Below are 22,316 nucleotides of genomic sequence, written 5' to 3' on the forward strand. Positions count from 1 at the left end.
GAGAGACTAATGCCACACGAATGCACGAACTGCGGTCGGACGTTTCCCGATGGCTCCAAGGAGATGCTCTCGGGTTGTCCCGACTGCAGCGGGAACAAGTTCCAGTTTACGCCAGCATCGGCGACGAACGCGGATGCAGGGTCGGGTTCTTCTGGTGTCTCTGATACTGGTTCGTCCAGTTCTCCTAGTTCACCCAATTCGCCCGATTCGTCCGGCTCAGCCGACTCCCCTAGCGGATCTGGAACACAGCGCTCCGATTCCAACTCCAACTCACCCCCAGATCAGGATACGGACTCGAGTGGCGTCACGAGTCGCGCAGCCGAAACGGTCCGCGACTGGGTCACTCGAGACGACACCGAGGACGGACCGGACCCCTCGACGGCGTGGCCGACGTCACCAGCGTCAGAAACCGACTCGAGTGCATCGTCAGCTGATACCGCCGAGACCGTTGATTCAGAGACCGGCTCTGAACGCGGATCCAGCGCGGACTCGGGTTGGGAGCCAGCGACAGGATCGGAGCCGCAGTCGGATGAGTTTGGCTCCTTCAAGGAGTGGCCAGACAGCGCTCGGCGGCCGGAAGATCGGTCGTCTGACAGCGAGGCTACCTCCTCTTCCTGGGAACAGGCGTCCCCGTCCGCTCGCTCATCCTCCAACGCGGACGAGAGGCCCGTGGACGAAGAACCCGTTTCGGGTACACCGCGCCAGCAGCGGCCGGACTCGAGTACGTCGACGTCGACGACAACAATGGCAGACAGTGAGAACACCGCGCAGTCGGATGCGCGAAGCGAGTTCGTTCCGTCGGACGAGTTGCCGACGGGGACGGCGACCAGTTCCCCGTCGCGGTCGACACCGGCGAGTGGTGAGGGGAGTGATGGTGGTGCAGAACAGCATCAGCCTGTAGAAGGCCAATCTGGGCAGTCTGGCCAGTCTGTGGCTCCATCATCTGCGAGTGCGGAACCCGCCAGTGCCGATGCCGTTGATCCCGTTGATCCCGATGGGACCGATGAGGTACAGCCAGCGGACGACAGTCCGCCGGAACACGGTCGCGTCGTCAGCGAGCCAAGCGGCGAAAACCCGTCGATGGAAGAGCTTCGGGAGGAACTCAACAAGCAGTTCGAGAGCATCAAGATCGTTCGTCCCGGTCAGTACGAACTCAATCTGATGGAGCTCTACAACCGCGAGGAGTACATTATCTCGTTGCAGGAAGACGGTCGGTACGTGATCGACGTTCCTGATTCGTGGCGAGACGGCGGAGAGGAGTGATTGTATCATACTGTTTTGTCGGCTAGAGTGAGCCCACTATTCGGCCGGGACAGATGGATTTAAGCGACGCGAGCGTCAGTTCCCGACCATGAGCACTGCAACCAAGGTCGTCGTCACGACGGTCGCTGTATCGGCGCTGCTGTCGATCCTGCTGGTCTTCCAGAACGTTTTCGTCTGATGTTCGAGGCCCGTGACCTCTCACGCCCGGTCGAGGCCGTCAGGAACGAGCACGCACCCAACGCCCTCGTCTTCGACTGCGAGCGCGACTTCGAGACGCTCCCGCCGGCGCTCGCCGAGGATCTCGGTCTCGTCGTCGACACACTTGAGCCGGCGAGCTATCCGGCGGCGTGGCTGCCCGAAGATGCACCCACGCTGCTGTCGCGATACGCGAGTTCCGACCTGACGATCGGGATGCCTGGTGATGGTAGCGTCGTCTGGACGCGCCAGACCGAGCCACCGATCGTCCTCGTCAAGCCGCGAGTCGAGGGCTCGCCGGAGTCGTTTGTCGACTTCCTCCTCGCGGAGGCGTTCGTCGAACTCGGGCTCGATGTCCCCGAGCACTTCATCGGGTTCTTCGAAGACGAGTACACAGCCCTCAATCAGGCAGTCGATCTCGACCCGAACAGCACCTACCAGATCGCAGCGGCGCTGTACGACGGCTGGATAGGACTTCAAACCCGGCAGATCTTCGCCGAGTGGCACGAACAGTCGGATCGAGCGGAACTTGGTGACGCCTGGCAGAATGCGGGAACGCGACTCGAGGATCGAGTTGCTGGACTCCCGCGTGCGGTCGCCCGCGGCGAGACGGATTTCGCAGACGCAACCGAACTCGCCTGTGCGTCGATCAAACATGCAATCGAGTTGCCGGCACCGTTCGCCGCGCTGGATACGAGCGCCTATCGAGACCACGGGCCGGAGTACGCGATCCGATGGGCGGAGAAGACGTTCGACGCGCTCGCGGAGTAACGGATTCAGTTCGTCGCGTTCTGAATGCTTGCGGAGTGATGGATTAGGTTAATCACGTTCTGAACCGGAGACGGCGACTTCGAATCGGAGAGACACACTTCGAGGTGAAACGCACACTCGCGTCCGGACTACAACGCGAAGACGCTCTTTATCTCAGAACGAGTACTGCTACCTGGCTAGAACAACCCGGAGTTAAAACTCCGCGTCGACGTCACCGCCCTCGTCGAGGTCGATCACACCGTTGAAGCGGTCGCGGAACGCCTCGACCAATGCTGGATCGTGCGGATCTTCTGAGACGTGAAAGAGCCCGACTGCATCGTACGTCTCGAGTAGCTCGAGAATTCGGTCGACTGCTTCGAGGGCTTCGTCGTCGCCAGCGTAGTAGGCGAGTTCGGTGATCGAGTCGAAACTGAGCCGCAGTTTCCCGTCGTGAGTGTCGAGGAAGCCGTCGATGTGCTCGATAATGCCGTCGATGTCGTCGGGGGAAGCGACGTAATGGACGGTGTCGCTTTTGCGCCGGGAGTAGCCGTGTTCGATGCTCAGAGTATCTAAAATTTCGGCGCGCTCCTCGTCGACATCGTAGTACTCGAGCTTCTGCTTGACTTCGCGGGCAGTGGTTCGCGTGGAGACGACGAGGAAGTGATCGGTGTCGGTTTTGAGGAATTCGGTGTCGATACGGTCCGTTTCGCCGGTGCTTGGGTGGAGCAAGAGAATGCCTGTCCCACCTGGTACGCTGTCCGGTGTCTCCTCAATCTCGAGCGTGTAATCCATATTGGAGTGAACAACTGCTGGAACGGACTTAATAGTGAGGATCTATCGTGTTGTGGTCTGGGTCGATTTCGGGATGGCGGCAGAGTGTTGTGGTCTGGGTCGATTTCGGGATGGCGGCAGAGTGTTGTGGTCTGGGTCGATTTCGGGATGGCGGCAGAGGGCTAGCTGATCTCGCCGCCCTCCTGTCGGAGCAGGACGAGCATCGAGAGTCCGGAGATGAGGATCAAGATAAGCGATGGAATGGCGGCGTATCGATAGGCCAATGCATCCTGTGCGTCCCAGATGATCGAAACGAGTGTGTCCATTCCGATGGGCTGGAGCATGAGCGTCACCGGCAATTCCTTCATTGTCGTCAGGAAGACGAGGATGCCGCCGGCGACCAGACCTGGCATGATTGCGGGCAGGGTAATGCGGCGGAACGTCTCGATGCGGCCGGCGTTTAATGTGCGGGCGGCCTCGATCGTCTTATCGTCGACCTGAAGGACTGACGAGCGGACCGTTCCCACCGCCTGTGGAAGGAACCGGACGACGTACGCGAACACGAGCAGCCATACGCCCTGTCTGTACAGCGAAGGGAGGGTTCGGGTCCCCAGAAACACCAGCGCCAGACCGATGACGATTCCCGGCACGGCGAAGCCGATATAGGTTGCTCGTTCGAGAACTCGCGAGACGAGGGAGTTCGCTCGTCCGGAGTAGTACGCGACCGGCAGGGCGAACAGACAGGCGACGAGCGCGGCCAGCAGCGCAAGCCGGACTGAGTTGAACGCGAATCCCCACTCGAATTCAAGGGAGGGGATCGGATCACCCTCGCTTCGGAACAACCAGTTGGTGAAGATCGCGACCGGGACGACGAGCGTGATTGTACCGAGTGCTGAAATGAATCCCATCGCTGGCCACTTCCAGCGACCGAGACGGATCGTGGTGCCTGGCTTTGCACCCACACCGCCGCTCGCGTCCTCATCGCGGCCGATTCCGGCCTCGATGACGAGGACGATGGCGACGATTGCGATCAGTTGCAACGCGAGTAACGCAGCGTACTCGACGGCGAAGTTGCTAAACTCCCAGTAGATCATGCTCGTGAAGACGCTCGCTCGCATGAACGCCGGCGTTCCGAAATCAGAGATCGCATAGAGGCCGGCGAGCAACGCTCCCGCTGCGATTCCGGGTCTGATCTGTGGGAACGTCACGCGACGAAACGCCTCGAACGGGCCGGCGTTGAGCGTCCGCGCGGCGTCTACGAGCGAACTGTCCATCGACAGCAGTGCTGCTCGAGTGGTCAGGAAAACGTACGGATAGGTGTACAGTGTAATAATGAACGTCGCACCGGAGAGTCCATCGATTCGCGGGACCGACATGCCAAATAGTGAGTCAATTTCGCCGCCCGAACCGAACATACCGGTAAACGCAATTGCGCCGATGTAGCTCGGTATCACAAGCGGGAGTGCGGCGACGATCGTCCAGAACCGTGGATACGGTAAATCAGTTCGTGTCGTCAACACGGCCAGTGGGACACCGAGGAGGATCGAAAACAGCGTCACGAATCCCATCAACCCGATGCTGTTGACCGTGATCCGTGCAGTCTCTGGAGACAGGAGGAGGTCGTACGTGCGCGAGAGTTCGACTGTTGATGCCTGCCAGAGCAACCAAAACATCGGCAAAATGACGAGAAGGGCGACGAACGCACTTGCACCACCCAGGGCAACCACCCATGGGTCGGTACGCTCAAGTCGCTCCGTGACCGCTTCGGGGAACGGTGTGGTGTCGACGGCGTTTTTGAGTGATTTCATCGTAGATGTGGGTCGACCGAATCGGTGCTTCTAGGCATCGTTCGGCCCTCGATTCTCTTGAACCTCCTGATTAGTTCCTCGAAATGGGATACCGGGTGGTCCCGAGAACTGAGATCACGAGTGGAGTCTCGATTGCCTCGGCTGCTGGTCGAATACTGTGTAGTCACTCGTCGCTCACTGGTTGTTATTCTCAGAACTCTCCGTCAAAACTGCGAGCGAGTGCTGTGTCAATATGACCCGCCGTCGGCGAATCTGGGACAGACCCAGAATGGCCACTGATTGAATTCGGTGGTCGGTAGGTAGCGAACGTTCGTGTACCGGCTGGGTTACAGTGGCATCATGCCTTCGTCTTCCAGAAGTTCGCTGGCTGCCTGCAGGTCCATGTCAAACTCGCTGAGGTTGTACGTTGGCGAGTCGAGTTCGTCAGGACCAGGCAGCGGGCCAACGTAATCGACGCCTTCGACGACAGGGAACTCACCGTTGTCATCCATCATGAACTCCTGTCCTTCAACGGCGACGAGGTGACGAGCGAACTCGGCGACGAGCTCGGGGTCCTCGACGTTGTTCATCGCAGCGATGCCCGCGACGCTGAATAGAGCACCTGCATCGCCTTCTGTGAACGTCACGCGGATCGGCGAACTGGAATCTTCGTTGACGAGGCGTGCAGCGTAGTAGCTGTTGCCGAGACCGATGATCGGATCGTCGTCGCCGCCGCGGTTGATCTCCTCGGCCTGAGTGCTTCCACCCTCGTACAGAACTGGATCCTGATCCATGAAGTCGCTGACCCACTGTCGGGTCGTCTCTTCGCCTTCGAGGTCGACCATTGCCTGAATGAATCCGCGGAACGTTCCGGAATTCGGCCGCGTCGAGATGATGCCCTCGAATCGATCGTCTTCCGCGTACGAGAAAATGTCCGTTGGAAGCTCGTCCCAGCTGTCGAGTGGTGTTTCGTCCAATCGGTCTTCGTTGTACATGATCGAACGGACGCGGCCGCTGACCCCGGTCCAGTATCCGTCGGGCTCGCGGTAGCTCTCGGGAACGGTACCGACGATGTCTTCTGGAAGCTGTTGAACGAGGCCCTCGTCGTGAACCGCACCGAGTGCACCTGGATCCTGTGAATAGAACACATCCGCCGGCGTCGCGTCTCCCTCTTCCACCAACTGGCTGACCTGTACGTCGTTGTCGTTGTAGTTGCGGTTGATTTCGAGGTCGTCGTACTTGTTCTCGAGTTCTTCGAACACGAGATCGATCTGGTCACGGGTTCGGCCGGAGTAGACTGTAATCTCTCCCTCGAGGTCGCCGAGGTCGTCCCAGGATAGCGTCCCCGAATCGACACCCTGTGTCATTGGGTCGACCTCTGCGATTGGTGTGCTGTCACTGTCGTCGCCGAGACATCCCGCAAGTCCGGTGAGACCTGCCACAGCACCGCCCGCGGCAGCGAGATACGTTCGTCGACCAAATGTGCCCATTCGATCACTGTTTCGCTGTTGCATACTTCACTTTAGGCTGACCTAAAACACATATACCTTGCGATTATCTTTGGTAGAACGGACGAGAGGCGGGGACAGCAGATGCTGTCTCTCCGGCCGACACCGATGCCCACGGTATTTCGGCCAGCCTAAACCTCTCCACGCTACTCTTTTTAGGCCATCCTAAAGAATCTATCGCCGTTCTTGTTCCATGATAAGTCGAACCGGTTTTGCTCCCGGGGGCCGACGTGTTCAATATGAGCGTACGCGAGGAGTTCGACGATTGGGCTACGAGCGGTCGCGACCGAGGGATGGAAGAACGCCACTGGCACACCGCAAAGCACGCGCTCGCACGGATGCCAGTAGCGGCCGGAGACACCGTCCTCGACCTCGGTTGTGGGAGCGGCTACGCCGGCCGTGCACTCCGGGACACCAAGGATGCGGGACGAATCTATGGGCTCGACGGTTCGCCGGAGATGGCCCACAACGCCGCGGGCTACACGCAGGACCCGCAGGTTTCGTACGTCGTCGGGGACTTCGGTTCGCTCCCCTTCGGTGACGACACAATCGACCACGTCTGGTCGATGGAGGCGTTCTATTACGCCGCCGATCCCCACGAAACGCTCGCCGAAGTTGCTCGCGTGCTCCGCCCCGGTGGAACGTTCTACTGTGCAGTCAACTACTACGAGGAGAACGTCCACTCCCACGCATGGCAGGAAAACATCTCGATCGAGATGACCCGTTGGGACCGCGACCAGTACCGCGAGGCCTTCCGCAACGCCGGGCTCCACGTCGCCGAGCAGGACAACATTCCGGACCGCGAGATCACGATTCCCGCCGAGGCCGAGTTCCCGACGGAGAACTGGGACACCCGCGCGGAGATGGTCGAACGCTACCGCGAGTTCGGGACGCTGCTCACTGTTGGCGTCGCACCGTAACTGCCATACTCGCGATACCTGCACAACTGCGATCACTACCGTCGGCAACCACAGCCAACTATACTCAAACCCCCCTATTTCCACTCGAAGTCTGTCTCACCCCACCACTACGCTGGAAACAGTGCTTCCGTTCCAGTGGAAACGTGCCTGTTCGTGTTGTCCAGCCAACTTTCAGCAGCACAACACTGGTCGGCACCACTTCGGTTACTCGACTCGTTCGCCCGCCGGAATCGTCACATCGAGCCAGTTCTCCTTCGGCGGGAGCGGGCAGTCGTACGTTTCGCTGAACGCACAGAAGGGTGTATACGCCAGATTGAAATCGACGACCAACTCGTCACCCGTCTCTAGATCACGATCCGCCGCTAGTTCCATATACCGACCTCCCTCGTAGGTCTGCTGGCCCGTCGTCTTGTCCCGGAACGGAATGAAGTACGGCTCCTGATTCGGACTCTCGAGTTGGTATGCCGCGAGCTCCGTCGTCACATCTTCGAGTTCCTCGTCCGCGCGCTCCAGGTCGAACTCGAGTGTCGCCACGCGCAGGTAACGCATTTCGCGACCCGTCGTCGTGTCCATGAGCACAACCTCGGGGTCCTCGTGGACCTCAGCAGTTGCGGTGACGCGGTAGTCCGGGTCTGGGTCGAAGTACTCGAGTGCCTCGAACGCCTCGCGCTCCTCTGGCGGGACTGGCGACTGGGGGTGCTCGGCGAAGAACTCGTTTTTCTCTGTGCGCTTTTCCTCGAGTTCGGTGCGCCACTGCTCGGTGTCGAAGTCGTGGGTTGAATCGCTCGTGTCGTTCATGGGTGGTGTTCGGTGTGGTGACGGGTGTGTGTTGTGCTCTGTGGTGAGTGTGGTGTGTGCCGTTGTGTTCAGTGGTAGTGGTAGGAGTGTGCTGTTTGTGGTTCCGTGGTGAGAGTTCGTACTGTTTGTCCCGTGAGAGTGTGCTCTGAACAGTGTATCTGGCTCTCGTCGCCCTATTTCCGAGCGGGGCAGACGGTACAATACTTATTTGCACGGGACGTACAGTTCAGCCATGTTACAGCATGCCGACGATTCGGCGCAGGCACAGGGGGGATGGCTGTGACCGAGCGCGATAGCGGCCCCGGACGGCGGCCGATCGCCGTCTTCCTCGGGTCGCTCGTCGTGCTCTCGGGAGCGTTCGTCCTCGTCTCGCAGGCGCTCGACGTGAGCATGGTCGCGCTCGCGCCCGCGTACATGTTCACACCGATGCTCGCCGGGATCGCTACCTGTATCGTTGGCTCGCCGTCGTTCGAGGCTGCTGGCCTTCGATTCCCCTGGAAGCGCCTGCGCTGGCTCGCGATCGCCGCAATCGTCCCGATCGCGCTTGTCCTGCTCGGCATCGCCATCGCGCTCGCGCTGCCTGGCGTCGAGTTCGTCCCCGACGCGAACCCGTTCACGGGTGAGGGAACGGAGTTCGCACCGGCCGACCCCGCGGATCAGCCCGAGGGACCGTCGCTGCCAGACTGGCCGTTTAACCTGCTCGTGACGATCGTCGCCGCGCTCATCGCCGGTGCGACGATTAACGCCGTACTCGCGTTCGGCGAGGAGTTCGGCTGGCGCGGCGTCTTCCTGACAGAGCTGTCGCCGTACGGGTTCTGGCCGGCGTCGGCCGTCATCGGCGTCGTCTGGGGACTCTGGCACGCGCCGGTAATTCTCGAGGGGTACAACTATCCGACGACGGATCCGCTCGTCGGCGTCGCCGTTATGACCGCGGCCTGTCTCGCGATGTCGCCGGTGTACACCTACATCACGATTCGCGCCAAATCGGTCATCGCGCCGGCGATCTTCCACGGCACGTTCAACGCCTTCGGCACGACGATGATCGTCTTCGCACAGGGCGGCTCCGAGCTCGTGGTCAACCCGGTCGGCGCGGTCGGCATCGCGGTTTTCGGACTCGTCGCGGTCGGTATCGCGGTCCGCGGAACGCCGTCGCTCACACGCGAATGGGCGCTCACGAACGAAGGTGGGGACGAAGTCAAGCCTAGAACTGCAAGCGATACCATTACCGAAGACAGAATTTGACAGAAACGTAATGTTGGATTTTGACCTCTTGATACATTTCCAGAACTGAGTATATATAGTAAGGCCTCACCACTAATCGGCCCAACAGCTGCAAGGCTGTCGATAATGCTGGAACTTTTTAGAGGGTAAGTTAACATTATTAATCCACCTATATCTGTGTAGAAAGGGAAGATGCTGGAAATGTAATAGATGATATGAATTATTGTTATAAAGAAAATATTTATATATTATACAATATATGAATCTAATACAATGGATAAGAATGAAAGTATCCGACGAAGGAAAATCCTCAAAATTGCGGGAACAAGCACTGTTGCACTTCCCCTTATAGGATCTACTGTAACAGCTAGTGAGGAATCTAATAATACCACGAATAATGAGGCGCAAGTAAATACAGCGTTTGAACCTGGTGACAAGAATGAGGTGAGAAATTTCACGGTGTCTTTCGGAGAAATAGATGAGAATGACAAACAGGATCGTATCTGGGAACGTCTAGGTAATGATCAAAAGGAAGCTGTCGCTAAGGCAGTACAACCCAAAACAATCAAGACTAGTGTAAGGGAAGGAACTTTAAAAAGTTCACCGGAAGATGATCATGATGATTATGATGGTACAGATTATAAACATGTTACCAAGGCAGAGGGTAGTTGGGGTGTTACTTCTTTTGAGTTCCACCACGAAATCACTTGGGAGTACAACGATTTTGACAGTACCGTTCAAAATTGGGAAAACAATGGTTGGACTGAAAATCTATACTACGGATGGTCTGATGGTGGGAATGTAAAATCTAAGATAGATTCATGTAACCAAGATGTTTGTGGAAACTTTTCCTCAATTAGGAGAAGGAAAATGGAATACGCAGGAAACCCGGTCGGTTCTCTTGATTATTACCCCGAAAGTGAACTCGGAGGATACGGAAACGGGAAAGGACTCGTACTTAACGAGGATGACGGAATATGACTAGCGATATCTGGTAGTGATTAAAACGGATCTTTACCGGTGAGGTGCGTCCAGATACTCGGTTTGTTGATTGTGTTGACTCTTTTCGAAATGTCGTTCTTCAGTGTCGGTATATCTGGATGAGTCGATGCTTGAATCACTCTTGCAATTGACTCCAACACCCACCAACAGGGTTCAATCTGTGGGTTTCGACCGAAACCATTACTTTTTGAACTTGTCCCCACGTATGCATGAGACCGAACTGTTGGTAGTAGTTCACAGAAGAACTGGGTATTTGGAGCGACGTGTTCGGGGGAGAGAAGATAGCTCCCTGCGGATCATCAGCTCAGTTCACCCAGAAGTTTGCTAGAGCACTAGAGACAGTTCGGTCTCGTGCCCCCATTCATGTGCTCGCATAGAAGTAGCCTCGCGGTTAAGAAACATTACTAGCTCTTCGCCGACTTTGTCGGTTTTGCGACGATTCCTCGCCGCAATTCCTTGCATAATGTATGCTTTGTGGGTACGATGGGGTGTCCTGATCGAAAACCGACGTGCTCACAGATGCGACTATCTATGAGCCCGTCATCAGTCTTCAGGAAAATCTTAGCTCAGTTGATGGGGTTTGTTTTGTAGTCTCCTCCCCTCGAGATAAGTATCCTGAGTTCACTTCGTTCATCTTCTGAAAGACTGACAATATTCTCTACAAATTTAATTTTATAGTACCTATCATAGAAGTCACTCAGCTAATCTATAGTTGGGAGTTATGGTGTATAATGAGATATATTCGAAATAAACATAACTATCATGGTGTGTAGGGGACAAGTAATCAACCTGTTTCTATACTGTCTCAGTATACCCATCAACGAACATCAGAATAGCAAAGACAATTATTGCCATACTGGGAATGAGTAGACCACCGTCATCTGGTGTATAGTATGTATGTAATATAATATAAACAATAAATGATATAGTGGATGAAAGTAGGCACATTAGAAAAAGCCTTTTATTAGATGTGGGGCCCATATGACATACATTAAATAACTATATAAATACTTTACTACTTGAATGCCTTCACCATATATCCTTTCTCACGTATTACTGTAGTTAATACATTAATTAAATAAAATAATATAATTATATTTTACGTTCTATTTTATTTATATGATTGTAAATCCATACCCAAACCCGCACCGAGAGTGGTCCGTCAACGCTTTGACCACCCGACCATGAGTACGGGAAGAATGACGGACTGGCGACCGATCTTCGGTCACGCCGAGCCCTACGACGAGCAGGTCGACGGCATCGAAACCGCCGCCGACACGGCACGTGACGGTGGATACACGGTCATCGAGGGTGCCTGCGGGACGGGCAAGACGATGATCGCGCTCACCGCCGGCATCGACCTCGTGCGCGACCCGGACACCGACTACGAACGCGTCTTCGTCCTCACCAGCGTCAAGCAGCAACTGCGCCAGTTCGAAGCGGATCTCGAGACGATCAACGAGAACTTGCCCGACGACTGGGACCCCGTTTCGGGGCTCACACTCGTCGGGAAGGCCGATGTCTGCCCGTACAACCGGGCCGGCGCGGGCGACATCGACGACAGCAACGTCTACGACCGGTGTGAGACGCTCCGCGATCGAACGCGGGACCTGACCGGTGAGGGCGGCGAGACGACTGCCGCCGCGCTGACCGCTAACGCGCGCCAGCAACAGACGGGGCTCGCCGACAGCGGCCGATCCGGTTCGCTGGGACGATTCCTCGAAACCGCTGGCGAGACGGCCGCTTATCCTCCGGATATGCCGACCTATTCGGATGGAGGGCCGGTGAGCGCCGAAACCGAATTCTGTCCGTTCTACGCGCAGTACCTGGACGACCTACCGGACGAGGGCAGTGATGGTGATGCAGTCGAAGCGGTCCCCTACGACTTCACTGACGCGGGGATGATTACACCCGAAGACCTCGTCGCGCGCTCAGTCCGAAACGGCACCTGTCCGCACTCGGTCATGGGCGCTGCACTCGCCCACACCGAGGTCGTCATCGGAAACTACTACCACGCGTTCGACCCGCGAACGACCGGCTCGTTCACCGGCGCGCTGCTCGATGACTCCACGTTCGTCGTCTGCGACGAGGCCCACATGCTCGAACCGCGCGTGCGCGACCTCGTCAGCGACGGGGTCGCCGACACCACGCTGCGAGACGCCGAAACCGAACTCTCGCGCGTTATCCAGCCCATCAAGTTCGAACGCGAGGGTCGCCAGGCAACCGGCGGCTCCCAGACCGCCGACGCCGACCTCGTCCGCGCTGAACTCCAAGACAGCGACGTCACCTACGACGAACTCAACCGGACACTCGAGTTCATCCGAGATCTCAGGGAGGAACTCGACCGGCGGGTGATCGCCCATCTCGACCGGAAACACAGGGGGTGGCGGTCGGATCTCACCGATCTCCCTGACGAGGAGATTCCACTCCGAGACCCCGGGGAGCCGGCCGAAGACGAACTCTCGGAGTGGGCAAGAGAGGCGGGCTACGGCGACGCCGACTGGGTCCGCGTCGAGGCGGTCGGCGCTGTCGCTGCACGGATTTTGAACGAGGCTGAAGACGAGGACCGGACGCGGGCCGCACCCGCCGTCGGTCGCGTGCTGGGTGAGTGGTACCGCTGTGGCCACACGGAGTACTTCCGTGAGATCGAACTCGAGCGTACCTGGAACGATACGGAGCCGGCGGACTCCTGGCGACGGGCCTACACCGCTCGCATCGCACTCCACAACTGCGTCCCCAGCGACGCCATCGGCGACCGCCTCGCAGCCTTCGGTGGCGGCATTCTGATGAGCGCGACGCTGGAGCCGATGGACGCCTTCACCGAGGTCACAGGGCTGCAGTATCTTGCCCGCGAGGAGGATCGACCGGTCGTCGAACGCCGCTATGGCCTGCACTTCCCCGAGGAGAACCGCGAGAGCTTCGCAGTCGCTGCACCGAAGTTCACGTACGACAACCGCGGCAGAACCGGTGACGAGAATCCGACGCGAACCCACTACGCCGACGCAATCACGCAGGTTGGCCAACTCCCCGGAAACGTACTCGTCGGGATGCCGAGCTACGCCGAGGCCGAGTGGATCGCCGGGGTACTCGAGGACCGCCTCTCGAAACCCGTCCTTCGCGACGCCTCGAGCGACGACGAGTCGACGGAGTCGCTCAAGAGTGAGTTCTTCGCGGGCGAGGGGAAGGTGCTCGTGACGAGTCTCCGCGGGACGCTGACGGAGGGCGTCGACTACAGCGGCGACCGCCTCTCCGCTGCGGTCGTCTGTGGTGTTCCAATCGTCAACACCTCAAGTCCGCGGACGAAAGCGGTGCGGCGAGCCTACGACGACGCGTTCGAGGACGGTTTCACCTACGCGCTGACGATTCCCGCAGTTCGGAAGGCACGGCAGGCGATCGGTCGGGTAATTCGCTCGCCCGAGGATACCGGTGTCCGTGTGCTGTTAGACGAGCGCTACGCCCGAGATAGCTGGGACTCCGTCGTTCCCTTCCTCCCGGACGACGACGAATTTCAGACTGTGAGTCCGGACATGCTCGAGTTCGGGCTGGATCGGTTCCAGTCGAACCTGTCGTGATCAGCGACGCTCAGTTCGATGTCTTCAGGCCGACTGCTCAGCGACGGTCGGTAAGCTGGGTGTCGCCGTCGCTTGTTTGATCTGTGGCCCCGTCACTGCCGCCGAGCTGTGCCTCGACCCGTCGCTCGAACTCTTCCTCGCTGATCTCGCCGGCCGTGTACTTGCGTTTGAGTCGTTCGAATGGATCACTTGGTGCGGTCCCTGAGTGGCTCTCGTCTCGAGTTGAGCGAGACCGAGTCCCCGCCGCTGTTGTTCCGGTCGACGACGTACGTCCCGTAGTCGATCCACTGACAGGCGTGGTCCCCGTCGCTTTCGACTCTCCGGTTACCGATTCGGCATACGCTTCCGTCGACTCAATGTTTCCGATGAGTGAAAGATAGAGCGGCCAGAGCATCAGCACGGCGAACAGCAGCATCAGGATGGATGCGCTGAGTAATATCGGCGTCCAGAAGAGCATACCAAGCGACAGCCCACCACGTGGAATCTCGAGGAATGCGATCGCCAACAACCAGAGTCCGACCGTCCCGGCCGGTGCACCGAGAAGCCACCGGCCGAGCGATCCATCCGGTGTGTAGTGTTCGACGAGCGCGTGCCACCCTCGAGAACGCGAGTTCGAACCGGGTCGACGGGGAGCCATACTGGTATGACATTGGTTAGATGTATTAGTTCCAACTGTTTCTCACAGCGGGGACCATGGGGTCGTCTACTTTTGTCTGGGCTCGCCAAACTCAAGTACTACCGATCAGTCGTCGGGTCGGTTTCGCTGTCGCTGTCGGTGTCCGACTCGTCGTCGGTGGCGACGGCGATGCCGCGGAACCGATCAGTTCTGGTTGCGTTGTCGTTCTCGTGTGAGTTGGCCGACCCGGCTTCTTCAACTACCTCGAGCGGTTCAATCGAAAACCCAAGTGACTCGTAAAAAGGCCGCACATCCGCGTCGAAGTGTGCCGTCACTCGTCGCTCGGACTCGGACTCGGACTCGAGTACGCCCGTGACGAGCGCACGTCCGATTCCCTGCCCGCGGTGGCGTCGCCGGACGGCGATTGCAGCGATGTGTGCGCTCTCGCGGGCCGGTTCTGTGGACTCGCTTGTCCCGTCAGCCCCCTTTGTTCCAGTACTGCACCCGTCCGTTTCGGGTGGAACCGGAGCCAGAACCAGCGTGCCGAGAATTCGTTCGTTGGCTCGCGCGCTGGAGTCCTCCGATTCTGGAGTGTGATTGGAGTCAGTCGAACCGCCCTGTCGGTCGCCGGCAACGAGTACGTCCCCCGCTGCGAGCCGCGCCTCCAGATCCTCAAATGTGAGCATCGCGGCGTCGAGAATGCGACGGATCTCGAGTTCGTCCGCGGCTGTGGCGGTGCGGACGTGGATGTCGCCGGCCATGTAGTCGTGTTCACTGGCGGGCATCAACAGTTCGTTGGTTGGTGAGTCTGTCGTCGCCGGTCCTGTACTGTACCGTACCGTACCACGCTCGTGGTTTGTGGCTCGTGGTCAGGCTGACGAACGTCGGGATGCAACCCGAACTATTATTCCCGATTGCTGGGATGAGGCACTTAACGCTGTACAATGGTGCAACATTCAGACTCCGTCGACATCTCCGATATCGAGGCCGCTCGCAACCGGTTTGACGACGAGTCGGTCGTCAAACGGACGCCGGTCGAGCGCAGCACGTCACTCGACGAACTGACTGGTGGGGAGGTGTTCCTCAAGATGGAACATCTCCAGTGGACGGGCTCGTTCAAAACTCGCGGCGCGTACAACAAGATCGCCCAGTGTGTCGCCGAAGACGGCACCGACCGTGTCGTCGCCGCGAGCGCAGGCAATCACGCTCAGGGCGTTGCACTCGCCGCGACGAAACTCGGTATCGACTCGACGATCGTCATGCCCCGTACCGCACCACAGGCGAAGGTCGACGCGACGCGATCGTACGGCGCAGATGTCGAACTTGTCGGCACCGACTTCCGCGAGGCCATGGACTTCGCGGAAGATCTCGTTTCCGGCACTGACGCCGAATTCGTTCACGCCTACGACGATCCGGCAATCGTCGCCGGTCAGGGGACCCTCGGCCTCGAAATGTACGAGGACCTGCCGGAGGTCGACACGGTCGTCGTCCCGATCGGTGGCGGCGGCCTCATCGCTGGCATTGCGACCGCGTTCGCCGAGCGCTCGCCCGAGACGCGTGTCGTGGGTGTTCAGGCGACCGACGCGGCCACCGTTCCCGATAGCCTCCAGAAGGGTGCACCGATCTCACTCGAGTCGGTGAACACGATCGCAGACGGCATCGCGACTGGCGGCGTCTCGGAGTTGACGCTCTCGCTCATTGAGGAGCACGTCGACGACGTGGTGACGGTGACCGACGGCGAAATTGCACGAGCGATTTTGCTCCTCCTCGAGCGTGCAAAGCAGGTCGTCGAGGGGGCTGGCGCGGCCTCGGCCGCGGCGATCATCAGCGACGAACTCGACGTCGAAGGCGAGACGGTGATGGCCCTACTCTGTGGTGGGAACCTCGATATGACGATGCTCCAGACGGTGCTCGTCCATGCGCTCTCTGATCGGGAACAACTGCTGCGGCTTCGCGTGCGAATTGACGACCAGTCGGGCAAAATGGAGGAGATTTCGGGCGTGATCGCCGACCACAACGCCAACATCCAGACGGTGCGCCACGACCGCTCGGCACCGGAGCTAGACGTTGGCGAGGCGCATCTCGACTTCCAGATCGAGACCAGCGGCGCAGGGCAGGCGCGGGCAATTATCCGTTCGATTCGTGATCACGGCTACGAGGTGACGCACGTCAACGCCTGAGGTTCGGTCGTCTCGCAGTGGTATGGGCTCTCGGCTCGTGACTCTCGACTATCAGCGACCGGCTACCGACTCCCACCCTTGATCAACCGCAACACCGTCACCTGCTCGCTCTCGACCGGTTGATCCTCCGGCACTGGTCGCCCGTCGATCAGCACACTCACCTCGTGGGGACTCAGGTTTATCTCCCGAAGGAGGTCGGCGTAGGTCGGCTCTTCAGTAGTGTCTGTACTCGAGTCGCCACCGCTCTCTTCACGGAGGTCTGCGAGCACAATCTCGTGTGTCTCCTCGCCCTTGACGTCGACGGTGACGCGCATAGGCGGTATTACGGTGGACGAAACTTGAGCACGTCGTTCGTGGCTATCGTGTTCCCTGAACAGCGTCGGTGGATGACTATCGGGTTAGTCCGTTGTCGGGTCGTCCTGATCGAGTCCGTTGCGACCGTCCGGGTCACTTCGGGACTGCTGGTCACGCTGGGGGCCGGGATGAGAGTACGGCCGTGGCTCTCGCTCGTGACGCTGTTTGCGGGTCGTTCGCCGATGCTGGACGAGCGCGAGAGTGAGTGCACCCAGCCCGAGCAGGAAGAACAGGAAGTTCAACAGCCCGCCGATCCAGGGAATCTGCGCGAGGAGTGCGCCGCCGACCAGGCCCACGACGAGGGCGAGCCACCGGTTGTCGATCCCACCAGCGGAGAGGAGCCACGCCGCGACGGCGAAGCGACCGTAGATAATTCCAACCCAGATGATCAGGGCAAACAGAAGCCCGCCGACGAGCGAGAACGGGATGCCGACGATCGTGATCGCGAGTGCGACCAGCAAGAGTGGGATGCCGATGAGGACGCCGATCCCGACCAGTCCGGAGCGGACCGGCTTCTGGGAAACCTGGTTTGCCACACTATCGGAGAACCGCGGGAAGATGGCGAGCAGCGCGGCACCGAGGAGCAGATTCAACGCGAGAATGTATGCCGAGGCGAGCAGGGACCCAATCGGCTCGAATGTCGGAACCCACTCGCTGCCGAGCGTCGAGTCGTGCTCGATTTCGCCGGCGACGGCGTCCGTGTTTCCTTCGAGGTTACCGCCATAGCGTAGGTCACCGCCGATGGCGGCCTCCCCACCGAGTGTGGTCGTTTCGGCAGCAACCTCGGCGTCGCCTTCAATCGTTCCGTCGATCGCTACACTCCCCGCGCCGGTCGCGAGGCTGCCACCGATCGTTGCGCCCTCGGTGAGTTCCAGTCCGCCAGTCGCGGCGTTAACGTCACCATCGACATCACCGGCGATTGTGACACTTCCAGCACCGGCCTCGACGTCGCCGCCTACGTCGCCATCGATCCGAACGTCGCCCGCGGCGGCGCTGACGTCTCCGGTGACCGTTCCCTCGACGACGACGGTGCCACCGAAGGCGTTGAGACTGCTAACGGTCTCGTCGGGACCAACGGTGATGGTCCCACCGGTGTGCGTCTCTGACTGCGCGGCGACTGGTGCCGCAAACGCGCTACAGGTGAGGAGGATGACGATGAGAAGGACGAATGCAGTCGACCGTCTTGATCGACCACTGGTTCCACGTTCCATACTGAGCGTTCGCTGTAGTCGGTGAAAAATTTGTCATTCAGTCAACTTCTGTACCAGTCCGTTTCCGGGACGCTTTCGGACCGGTGTGTCTGGATTCATCGTGGCCGTTCGGGATAACGAATCTCTACGTAAACAACCACGGATCGAGTGACCCGTGGAACTCTCGATGGAATCGTTCGGTCGATTTATCTTCGGCCCGTCCCTTGACCTGATATGAGCGACGCCGACGCCGCGACTGAGGCCGAGACGGATACCGACACCGAAGTCGCCGAGTCGACTGCCGGCCGGACCGAGGTCTGGATCGAAAAGTATCGGCCGGAACGCTTGGACGAGATCAAGGGCCACGAGAACATCGTCCCGCGACTCCAGCGATACGTCGAACAGGACGACCTTCCCCACCTCATGTTCGCGGGGCCGGCCGGCACCGGGAAGACGACCGCCGCGCAGGCCATCGCCCGCGAGGTCTACGACGACGACTGGCGCGAGAACTTCCTCGAACTCAACGCCTCCGACCAGCGCGGGATCGACGTCGTCCGCGACCGGATCAAGGACTTCGCACGCGCCTCCTTCGGCGGCTACGACCACCGCATCATCTTCTTGGACGAGGCCGACGCACTCACCTCCGACGCCCAGTCCGCCCTGCGCCGGACGATGGAGCAGTTCTCGAACAACACCCGCTTCATTCTCTCGTGTAACTACTCGAGTCAGATCATCGATCCGATCCAGTCTCGATGCGCGGTATTCCGCTTTACGCAGCTCACCGAGACCGCTATCGAGGCGCAGGTTCGCGAAATCGCCGCCGATCAGGATATCGAGGTCACCGACGACGGCGTCGACGCGCTGGTCTACGCAGCCGACGGCGACATGCGCAAGGCGATCAACGCCCTGCAGGCCGCGGCCGTGATGGGCGAAACCGTCGACGAAGAAACTGTCTTCGCCATTACCGCGACCGCACGACCCGAAGAGGTCGAACAGATGGTTGACCAGGCCATTGCCGGCGACTTCACTGCTGCACGGGCGTCACTCGAGGACCTCCTCACAGATCGCGGGCTCGCAGGTGGTGACGTGATCGACCAGCTCCACCGCTCGGCCTGGGAGTTCGATATTCCGGAGCAGGAAACGGTTCGCCTGCTCGAACAACTCGGTGAGGTTGACTTCCGGATCACGGAGGGGGCGAACGAGCGACTGCAACTCGAGGCGATGCTGGCGTCGTTGGCGCTCGATAATCAGTAACGGCTGGTTTTCCGCTCGTTTTGTCTCGTTTTGTCTCAGTCGAGAAGGAAACCGAAGACGCAGATCTCACCAAGCCTCAGCTCAGCAGCCGACAGTTAGAGATCAACCGAATCGACACCCCGGAACGCAAACGCCGAGCGCTCGTCATCCGCCGCAATACCGACATCCCAGCCGTGGGCGTCGGCGATCTGTTCGACGCGTTCGCGGGCCCCTTCTAGATCGCGTTCAGCCTCGTCTGTCGTCTCCCCAGGTGCAGCGAGTTGCGCACGTTCTGATGCTGTTGTCGGGTCCGATGCCGGTGTCGACGATGTCGGCGGTGTCGGCGGTGTCGAGGCCGATGCTGGTTCTGCTGTCGGTTGTGACTCCGCGTTCGCGTTCGCATCCGCGTTCGCTGCAGTCGCTGTGTCGCCGGTGGAACTCGAGTCCCCCTCCCTCACTGAGTCGTCGCCAGCACTCGTCGCCGATGGCCCATCACGAGCAACGTAGAAGCCGTCGTCCGTCGCGCCGACGGTGACCCTCGCGGAAGGCGTCGGTCCGTTGCCCGCCCGGTCGACCATGCGGCTATCTGCCAGTACGAGTCGTATCACGAGTTCGAACAGCTCTTGTAGTCGCGTCCGGTCGGCCTCGAGGACGAGCGTCGATTCGGTGTTGAGTGCTGCCGTACCGGTGTCGACGGTGATCCAGGCGCGTCGGGCCACGTCGTGAATCGCGACGGGTTCGGTCTCGGCGAGCACGTCGTCGCTTGCCGCGAGGTCGTACAGCGACTCGACGTGGTCCGTCAACTGCAGGTGGGCGTCGTCAATCACCTCGAAGTGCTCGGCATCGCCGGTCTTCTCGACGAGTTCGAGGTAGCCCCGAGCGACGTTGAGCGGCGTCTGTACCTCGTCTTCGAGCATGGTCGCGATGGCATCGAGTCGCCGTCGAGTCGCCGTGAGTTCTCGTTCCGTCTCGCTCTGTTCGGTGCGGTCTACGTAGTAAAGGACCCCGGTCTGGGCGCTTGCAGGCGTGTTTTCGTCGGTAGCTTGCCTGGTTCCGCTATTGCTATCCGGCGGCACCACCGTCACCTCGAACTCCCGCACACCCGCAACCGTCTCCCGACGGCACTCGAGTACTCGCTGTTCGCCGGCGTGCAGTGCGGTAGTGAGTGTGGTTGCCCGGTCGTTCAGGCCGGAGGGGATGGTGTACTCCTGGACGGAGCGGCCGCGGAGGGTTTTGCGGTCGTCGCCAAACGTGGCTTCGAAGGCGGCGTTGACGTCGGTGATGACGGCCTCGGTGTTCCCACCGGTTTCAGACCCGGACTCGAGTTCGTACCGTAACGCCGGAAGTGGCGCGGCGGCGAACGCTGCCCGGAATCGGTCGCGCTCGGCCGCGAGTTGCTCGGCGGCTTCGCCGATGACTGTTTGCTCTTCTGCGAGCCGATCCCGCTCGCTCGCGACCTCGTCGCGGGCCGTCTCGAGTCGATCGCGTTCGGCTGTCAGTCGCGCTTCGGCCCGGTTTCGGTCGAGAACTGCGGTTGCGATTTCACAGAGGAACTCGAGTTGGTCGACAGCGGTTGGGGGTGCGGTGGTGTCGGGTTCGTCGGTAGCGGTATCGGTGGCTGGGCTCTCGTCCTCACCGCTGTCGTTCTCGTTCTCGTTCTCGTTCTCGTTCTCGTTTCCGTTTCCGTTTCTGTTCCCGCTCCCGCTCACGTTACCGAACCGTTCCGGCGTTTCGCTCGCGGCTACCAGCACCCCAAGGTCGTCGATCGGCACGCTACACAGCGAGCGGACGTCTGGCAGCGGTGGCTCGACGTCTTCGTCCGTCGCTACGTCGGGAACGACGTAGGAGTCACCCGCCCGAAAGGCTGTCCCGACCGGACCGTCCGTCGGCATCGACTCGATCATGTCTGCGTCGACCCCGTCCGCCGTCGTTCGTGGCACGAGTTCGCCGAAGTTGACTGTCGCGATCCAGCAGTGTGTGCCGTCGAGCCAGTCTGCCGTGAGCGAGACGAGGGACTCGAGTAGACGGTCGCGATCGCGGCAGGCGAGCAGGTTGGCGATGCCGGCGAGCAATGTGTCTGTGCTGTCGTCAGTGGTCACCGTCGTTGCTGTGGTGGGTGGTTCTGTGTTCGTGTCTGTGTCTGTGTCTGTGTCTGTGTCCGTGTCCGTCTCCGAGTCAGTTTTGCCGGTGGCGACGATGGCGGTGTCAGTGTCAGTATCGATGCCAGCGTTAGTGTCGCTGTCGCCACCCTTCTCAACTGATTCGACACTCGTCTCTGTCGACCTACCACGGTTCCCGTAACACAGCCACGTAAGTTCGTCTGCCAGGTGTGAGACGGCGTCGTCGGTATCGCGCCGGACGTAGCCGTCGATGCCATCGGTCGAGCGCGCGGCCGTCGCACCGTAGCCGCTCTCGGTGAAGAGCACGAGCGGCGTCTCTCCGCAGGCATCCGCGACTTCGAGGAGATGCGCGCCGTCGGGTGTCGTCGGCGTCTCAGCGAACACGACGCAGTCGACGTTCGCAGCCCAGCTTTCGACGCGCTCGACTGAGGTCATGGGCCGAACGGCGCGGTCGGGACCCGACGGCACGCGCTGGAGCGCCGCCGCTCCGTCGCGGGCCGCGTCCTCGGACGCGGCGACGTAGAGGATCGTTTGCGGCCGGTGTCGTGGTGTCCCAGTTCCCATCGTAGCCCTATCCCAGACTCGTCGTCTATTCCTACTGTCCGTATCACCACGATAAAGATTCTGCTGCCGGGACCTATCTTGTAACTATCTGGACAGCTGATGTTTCGCGGCTGATCACTGACACGGCGTTCAGAACCCGGCCGTGATCAGCTACTTCACCGCGAGATCACTACTACCTATCCGATATTATGTATAACTGAACATTCAGTTTATGAGACTGACGGGCGGCGATCGCAGGGATTCTCGCGGAGTGAGCGTTGCGGAACTGTTTT

General features: G+C 59.8%; 18 protein-coding genes. 9 read left to right on the forward strand and 9 right to left on the reverse strand.

Going from position 1 to position 22,316, the window contains the following annotated elements:
- Positions 1-9 precede the first annotated feature (9 nt).
- The 3 genes from C482_RS04080 to C482_RS04085 all read left to right on the forward strand — a co-directional run bounded on the left by C482_RS04080 (position 10) and on the right by C482_RS04085 (position 2,229).
- Positions 10-1,263, forward strand: coding sequence for an OapC/ArvC family zinc-ribbon domain-containing protein (locus tag C482_RS04080; protein WP_049896468.1), 1,254 nt, complete (start codon positions 10-12; stop codon positions 1,261-1,263).
- Between the two features lie 88 nt (positions 1,264-1,351).
- On the forward strand, positions 1,352-1,441 hold the full coding sequence (locus C482_RS22950) for a hypothetical protein (RefSeq protein ID WP_006166207.1): 90 nt from the start codon (positions 1,352-1,354) through the stop codon (positions 1,439-1,441).
- Positions 1,441-2,229, forward strand: a complete 789-nt coding sequence (locus tag C482_RS04085) for a DUF7089 family protein (RefSeq protein WP_006166208.1) — start codon at positions 1,441-1,443, stop codon at positions 2,227-2,229. Before C482_RS22950 ends, C482_RS04085 begins: the two co-directional genes overlap by 1 nt.
- A 192-nt stretch (positions 2,230-2,421) precedes the next feature.
- Here the strand turns inward: C482_RS04085 and C482_RS04090 are convergent, their stop codons facing one another.
- The 3 genes from C482_RS04090 to C482_RS04100 all read right to left on the reverse strand — a co-directional run bounded on the left by C482_RS04090 (position 2,422) and on the right by C482_RS04100 (position 6,280).
- Entirely contained in the window at positions 2,422-3,000 is a 579-nt protein-coding gene (locus tag C482_RS04090) for a DUF7090 family protein (protein WP_006166209.1), read from the reverse strand.
- A gap of 161 nt (positions 3,001-3,161) precedes the next feature.
- Positions 3,162-4,547 (reverse strand): ABC transporter permease, encoded by a 1,386-nt coding sequence (locus tag C482_RS04095; RefSeq protein WP_394295530.1) that lies wholly within the window; start codon positions 4,545-4,547, stop codon positions 3,162-3,164.
- Between the two features lie 566 nt (positions 4,548-5,113).
- Complete coding sequence (locus C482_RS04100) at positions 5,114-6,280, reverse strand: extracellular solute-binding protein (protein ID WP_193787738.1); 1,167 nt, start codon at positions 6,278-6,280, stop codon at positions 5,114-5,116.
- A 233-nt stretch (positions 6,281-6,513) separates the two neighbouring features.
- On the opposite strand from C482_RS04100, the gene C482_RS04105 reads away from it, so the two are divergent.
- A complete protein-coding gene (locus C482_RS04105; protein WP_006166212.1) occupies positions 6,514-7,194 on the forward strand; it encodes a class I SAM-dependent methyltransferase in 681 nt (226 codons plus the stop codon).
- Positions 7,195-7,398: 204 nt separating this feature from the next.
- Here C482_RS04105 and C482_RS04110 read toward each other — a convergent pair whose 3' ends face one another.
- Positions 7,399-7,992: a DUF1684 domain-containing protein gene (locus C482_RS04110; RefSeq protein ID WP_006166213.1), complete on the reverse strand. Its 594-nt coding sequence runs from the start codon at positions 7,990-7,992 to the stop codon at positions 7,399-7,401.
- A 273-nt stretch (positions 7,993-8,265) separates the two neighbouring features.
- On the opposite strand from C482_RS04110, the gene C482_RS04115 reads away from it, so the two are divergent.
- From C482_RS04115 to C482_RS04125, 3 genes are all read left to right on the forward strand, one after another.
- Positions 8,266-9,234 carry a CPBP family intramembrane glutamic endopeptidase gene (locus C482_RS04115; RefSeq protein WP_006166214.1) on the forward strand — a complete coding sequence of 323 codons (969 nt, stop codon included), beginning with the start codon at positions 8,266-8,268 and terminating at the stop codon, positions 9,232-9,234.
- A gap of 252 nt (positions 9,235-9,486) precedes the next feature.
- Positions 9,487-10,194, forward strand: a complete 708-nt coding sequence (locus tag C482_RS21045; protein ID WP_152421963.1) for a hypothetical protein — start codon at positions 9,487-9,489, stop codon at positions 10,192-10,194.
- 1,220 nt (positions 10,195-11,414) lie between these two features.
- Entirely contained in the window at positions 11,415-13,787 is a 2,373-nt protein-coding gene (locus C482_RS04125; RefSeq protein ID WP_006166216.1) for an ATP-dependent DNA helicase, read from the forward strand.
- Positions 13,788-13,824: 37 nt separating this feature from the next.
- Here C482_RS04125 and C482_RS04130 read toward each other — a convergent pair whose 3' ends face one another.
- Positions 13,825-14,424: an SHOCT domain-containing protein gene (locus tag C482_RS04130; protein ID WP_006166217.1), complete on the reverse strand. Its 600-nt coding sequence runs from the start codon at positions 14,422-14,424 to the stop codon at positions 13,825-13,827.
- Positions 14,425-14,522: 98 nt separating this feature from the next.
- Positions 14,523-15,188, reverse strand: a complete 666-nt coding sequence (locus C482_RS04135) for a GNAT family N-acetyltransferase (protein ID WP_006166218.1) — start codon at positions 15,186-15,188, stop codon at positions 14,523-14,525.
- Between the two features lie 159 nt (positions 15,189-15,347).
- On the opposite strand from C482_RS04135, the gene ilvA reads away from it, so the two are divergent.
- The gene (ilvA, locus tag C482_RS04140) at positions 15,348-16,583 is read left to right on the forward strand and encodes a threonine ammonia-lyase (protein ID WP_006166219.1); all 1,236 of its coding nucleotides are present in this window, start codon (positions 15,348-15,350) and stop codon (positions 16,581-16,583) included.
- Between the two features lie 62 nt (positions 16,584-16,645).
- Here ilvA and samp2 read toward each other — a convergent pair whose 3' ends face one another.
- Positions 16,646-16,897 carry a ubiquitin-like small modifier protein SAMP2 gene (samp2, locus tag C482_RS04145; protein WP_006166220.1) on the reverse strand — a complete coding sequence of 84 codons (252 nt, stop codon included), beginning with the start codon at positions 16,895-16,897 and terminating at the stop codon, positions 16,646-16,648.
- Positions 16,898-16,981: 84 nt separating this feature from the next.
- On the reverse strand, positions 16,982-18,148 hold the full coding sequence (locus tag C482_RS04150; RefSeq protein WP_006166221.1) for a bactofilin family protein: 1,167 nt from the start codon (positions 18,146-18,148) through the stop codon (positions 16,982-16,984).
- A 213-nt stretch (positions 18,149-18,361) separates the two neighbouring features.
- Between C482_RS04150 and C482_RS04155 the strand changes: the two genes are divergently transcribed.
- The gene (locus tag C482_RS04155) at positions 18,362-19,381 is read left to right on the forward strand and encodes a replication factor C small subunit (protein WP_006166222.1); all 1,020 of its coding nucleotides are present in this window, start codon (positions 18,362-18,364) and stop codon (positions 19,379-19,381) included.
- A gap of 95 nt (positions 19,382-19,476) precedes the next feature.
- Here C482_RS04155 and C482_RS04160 read toward each other — a convergent pair whose 3' ends face one another.
- Positions 19,477-22,044, reverse strand: a complete 2,568-nt coding sequence (locus tag C482_RS04160) for a GAF domain-containing protein (RefSeq protein ID WP_006166223.1) — start codon at positions 22,042-22,044, stop codon at positions 19,477-19,479.
- Positions 22,045-22,316: the final 272 nt, after the last annotated feature.

This window comes from Natrialba chahannaoensis JCM 10990, from assembly GCF_000337135.1.
In the GTDB taxonomy this organism is placed as follows: domain Archaea; phylum Halobacteriota; class Halobacteria; order Halobacteriales; family Natrialbaceae; genus Natrialba; species Natrialba chahannaoensis.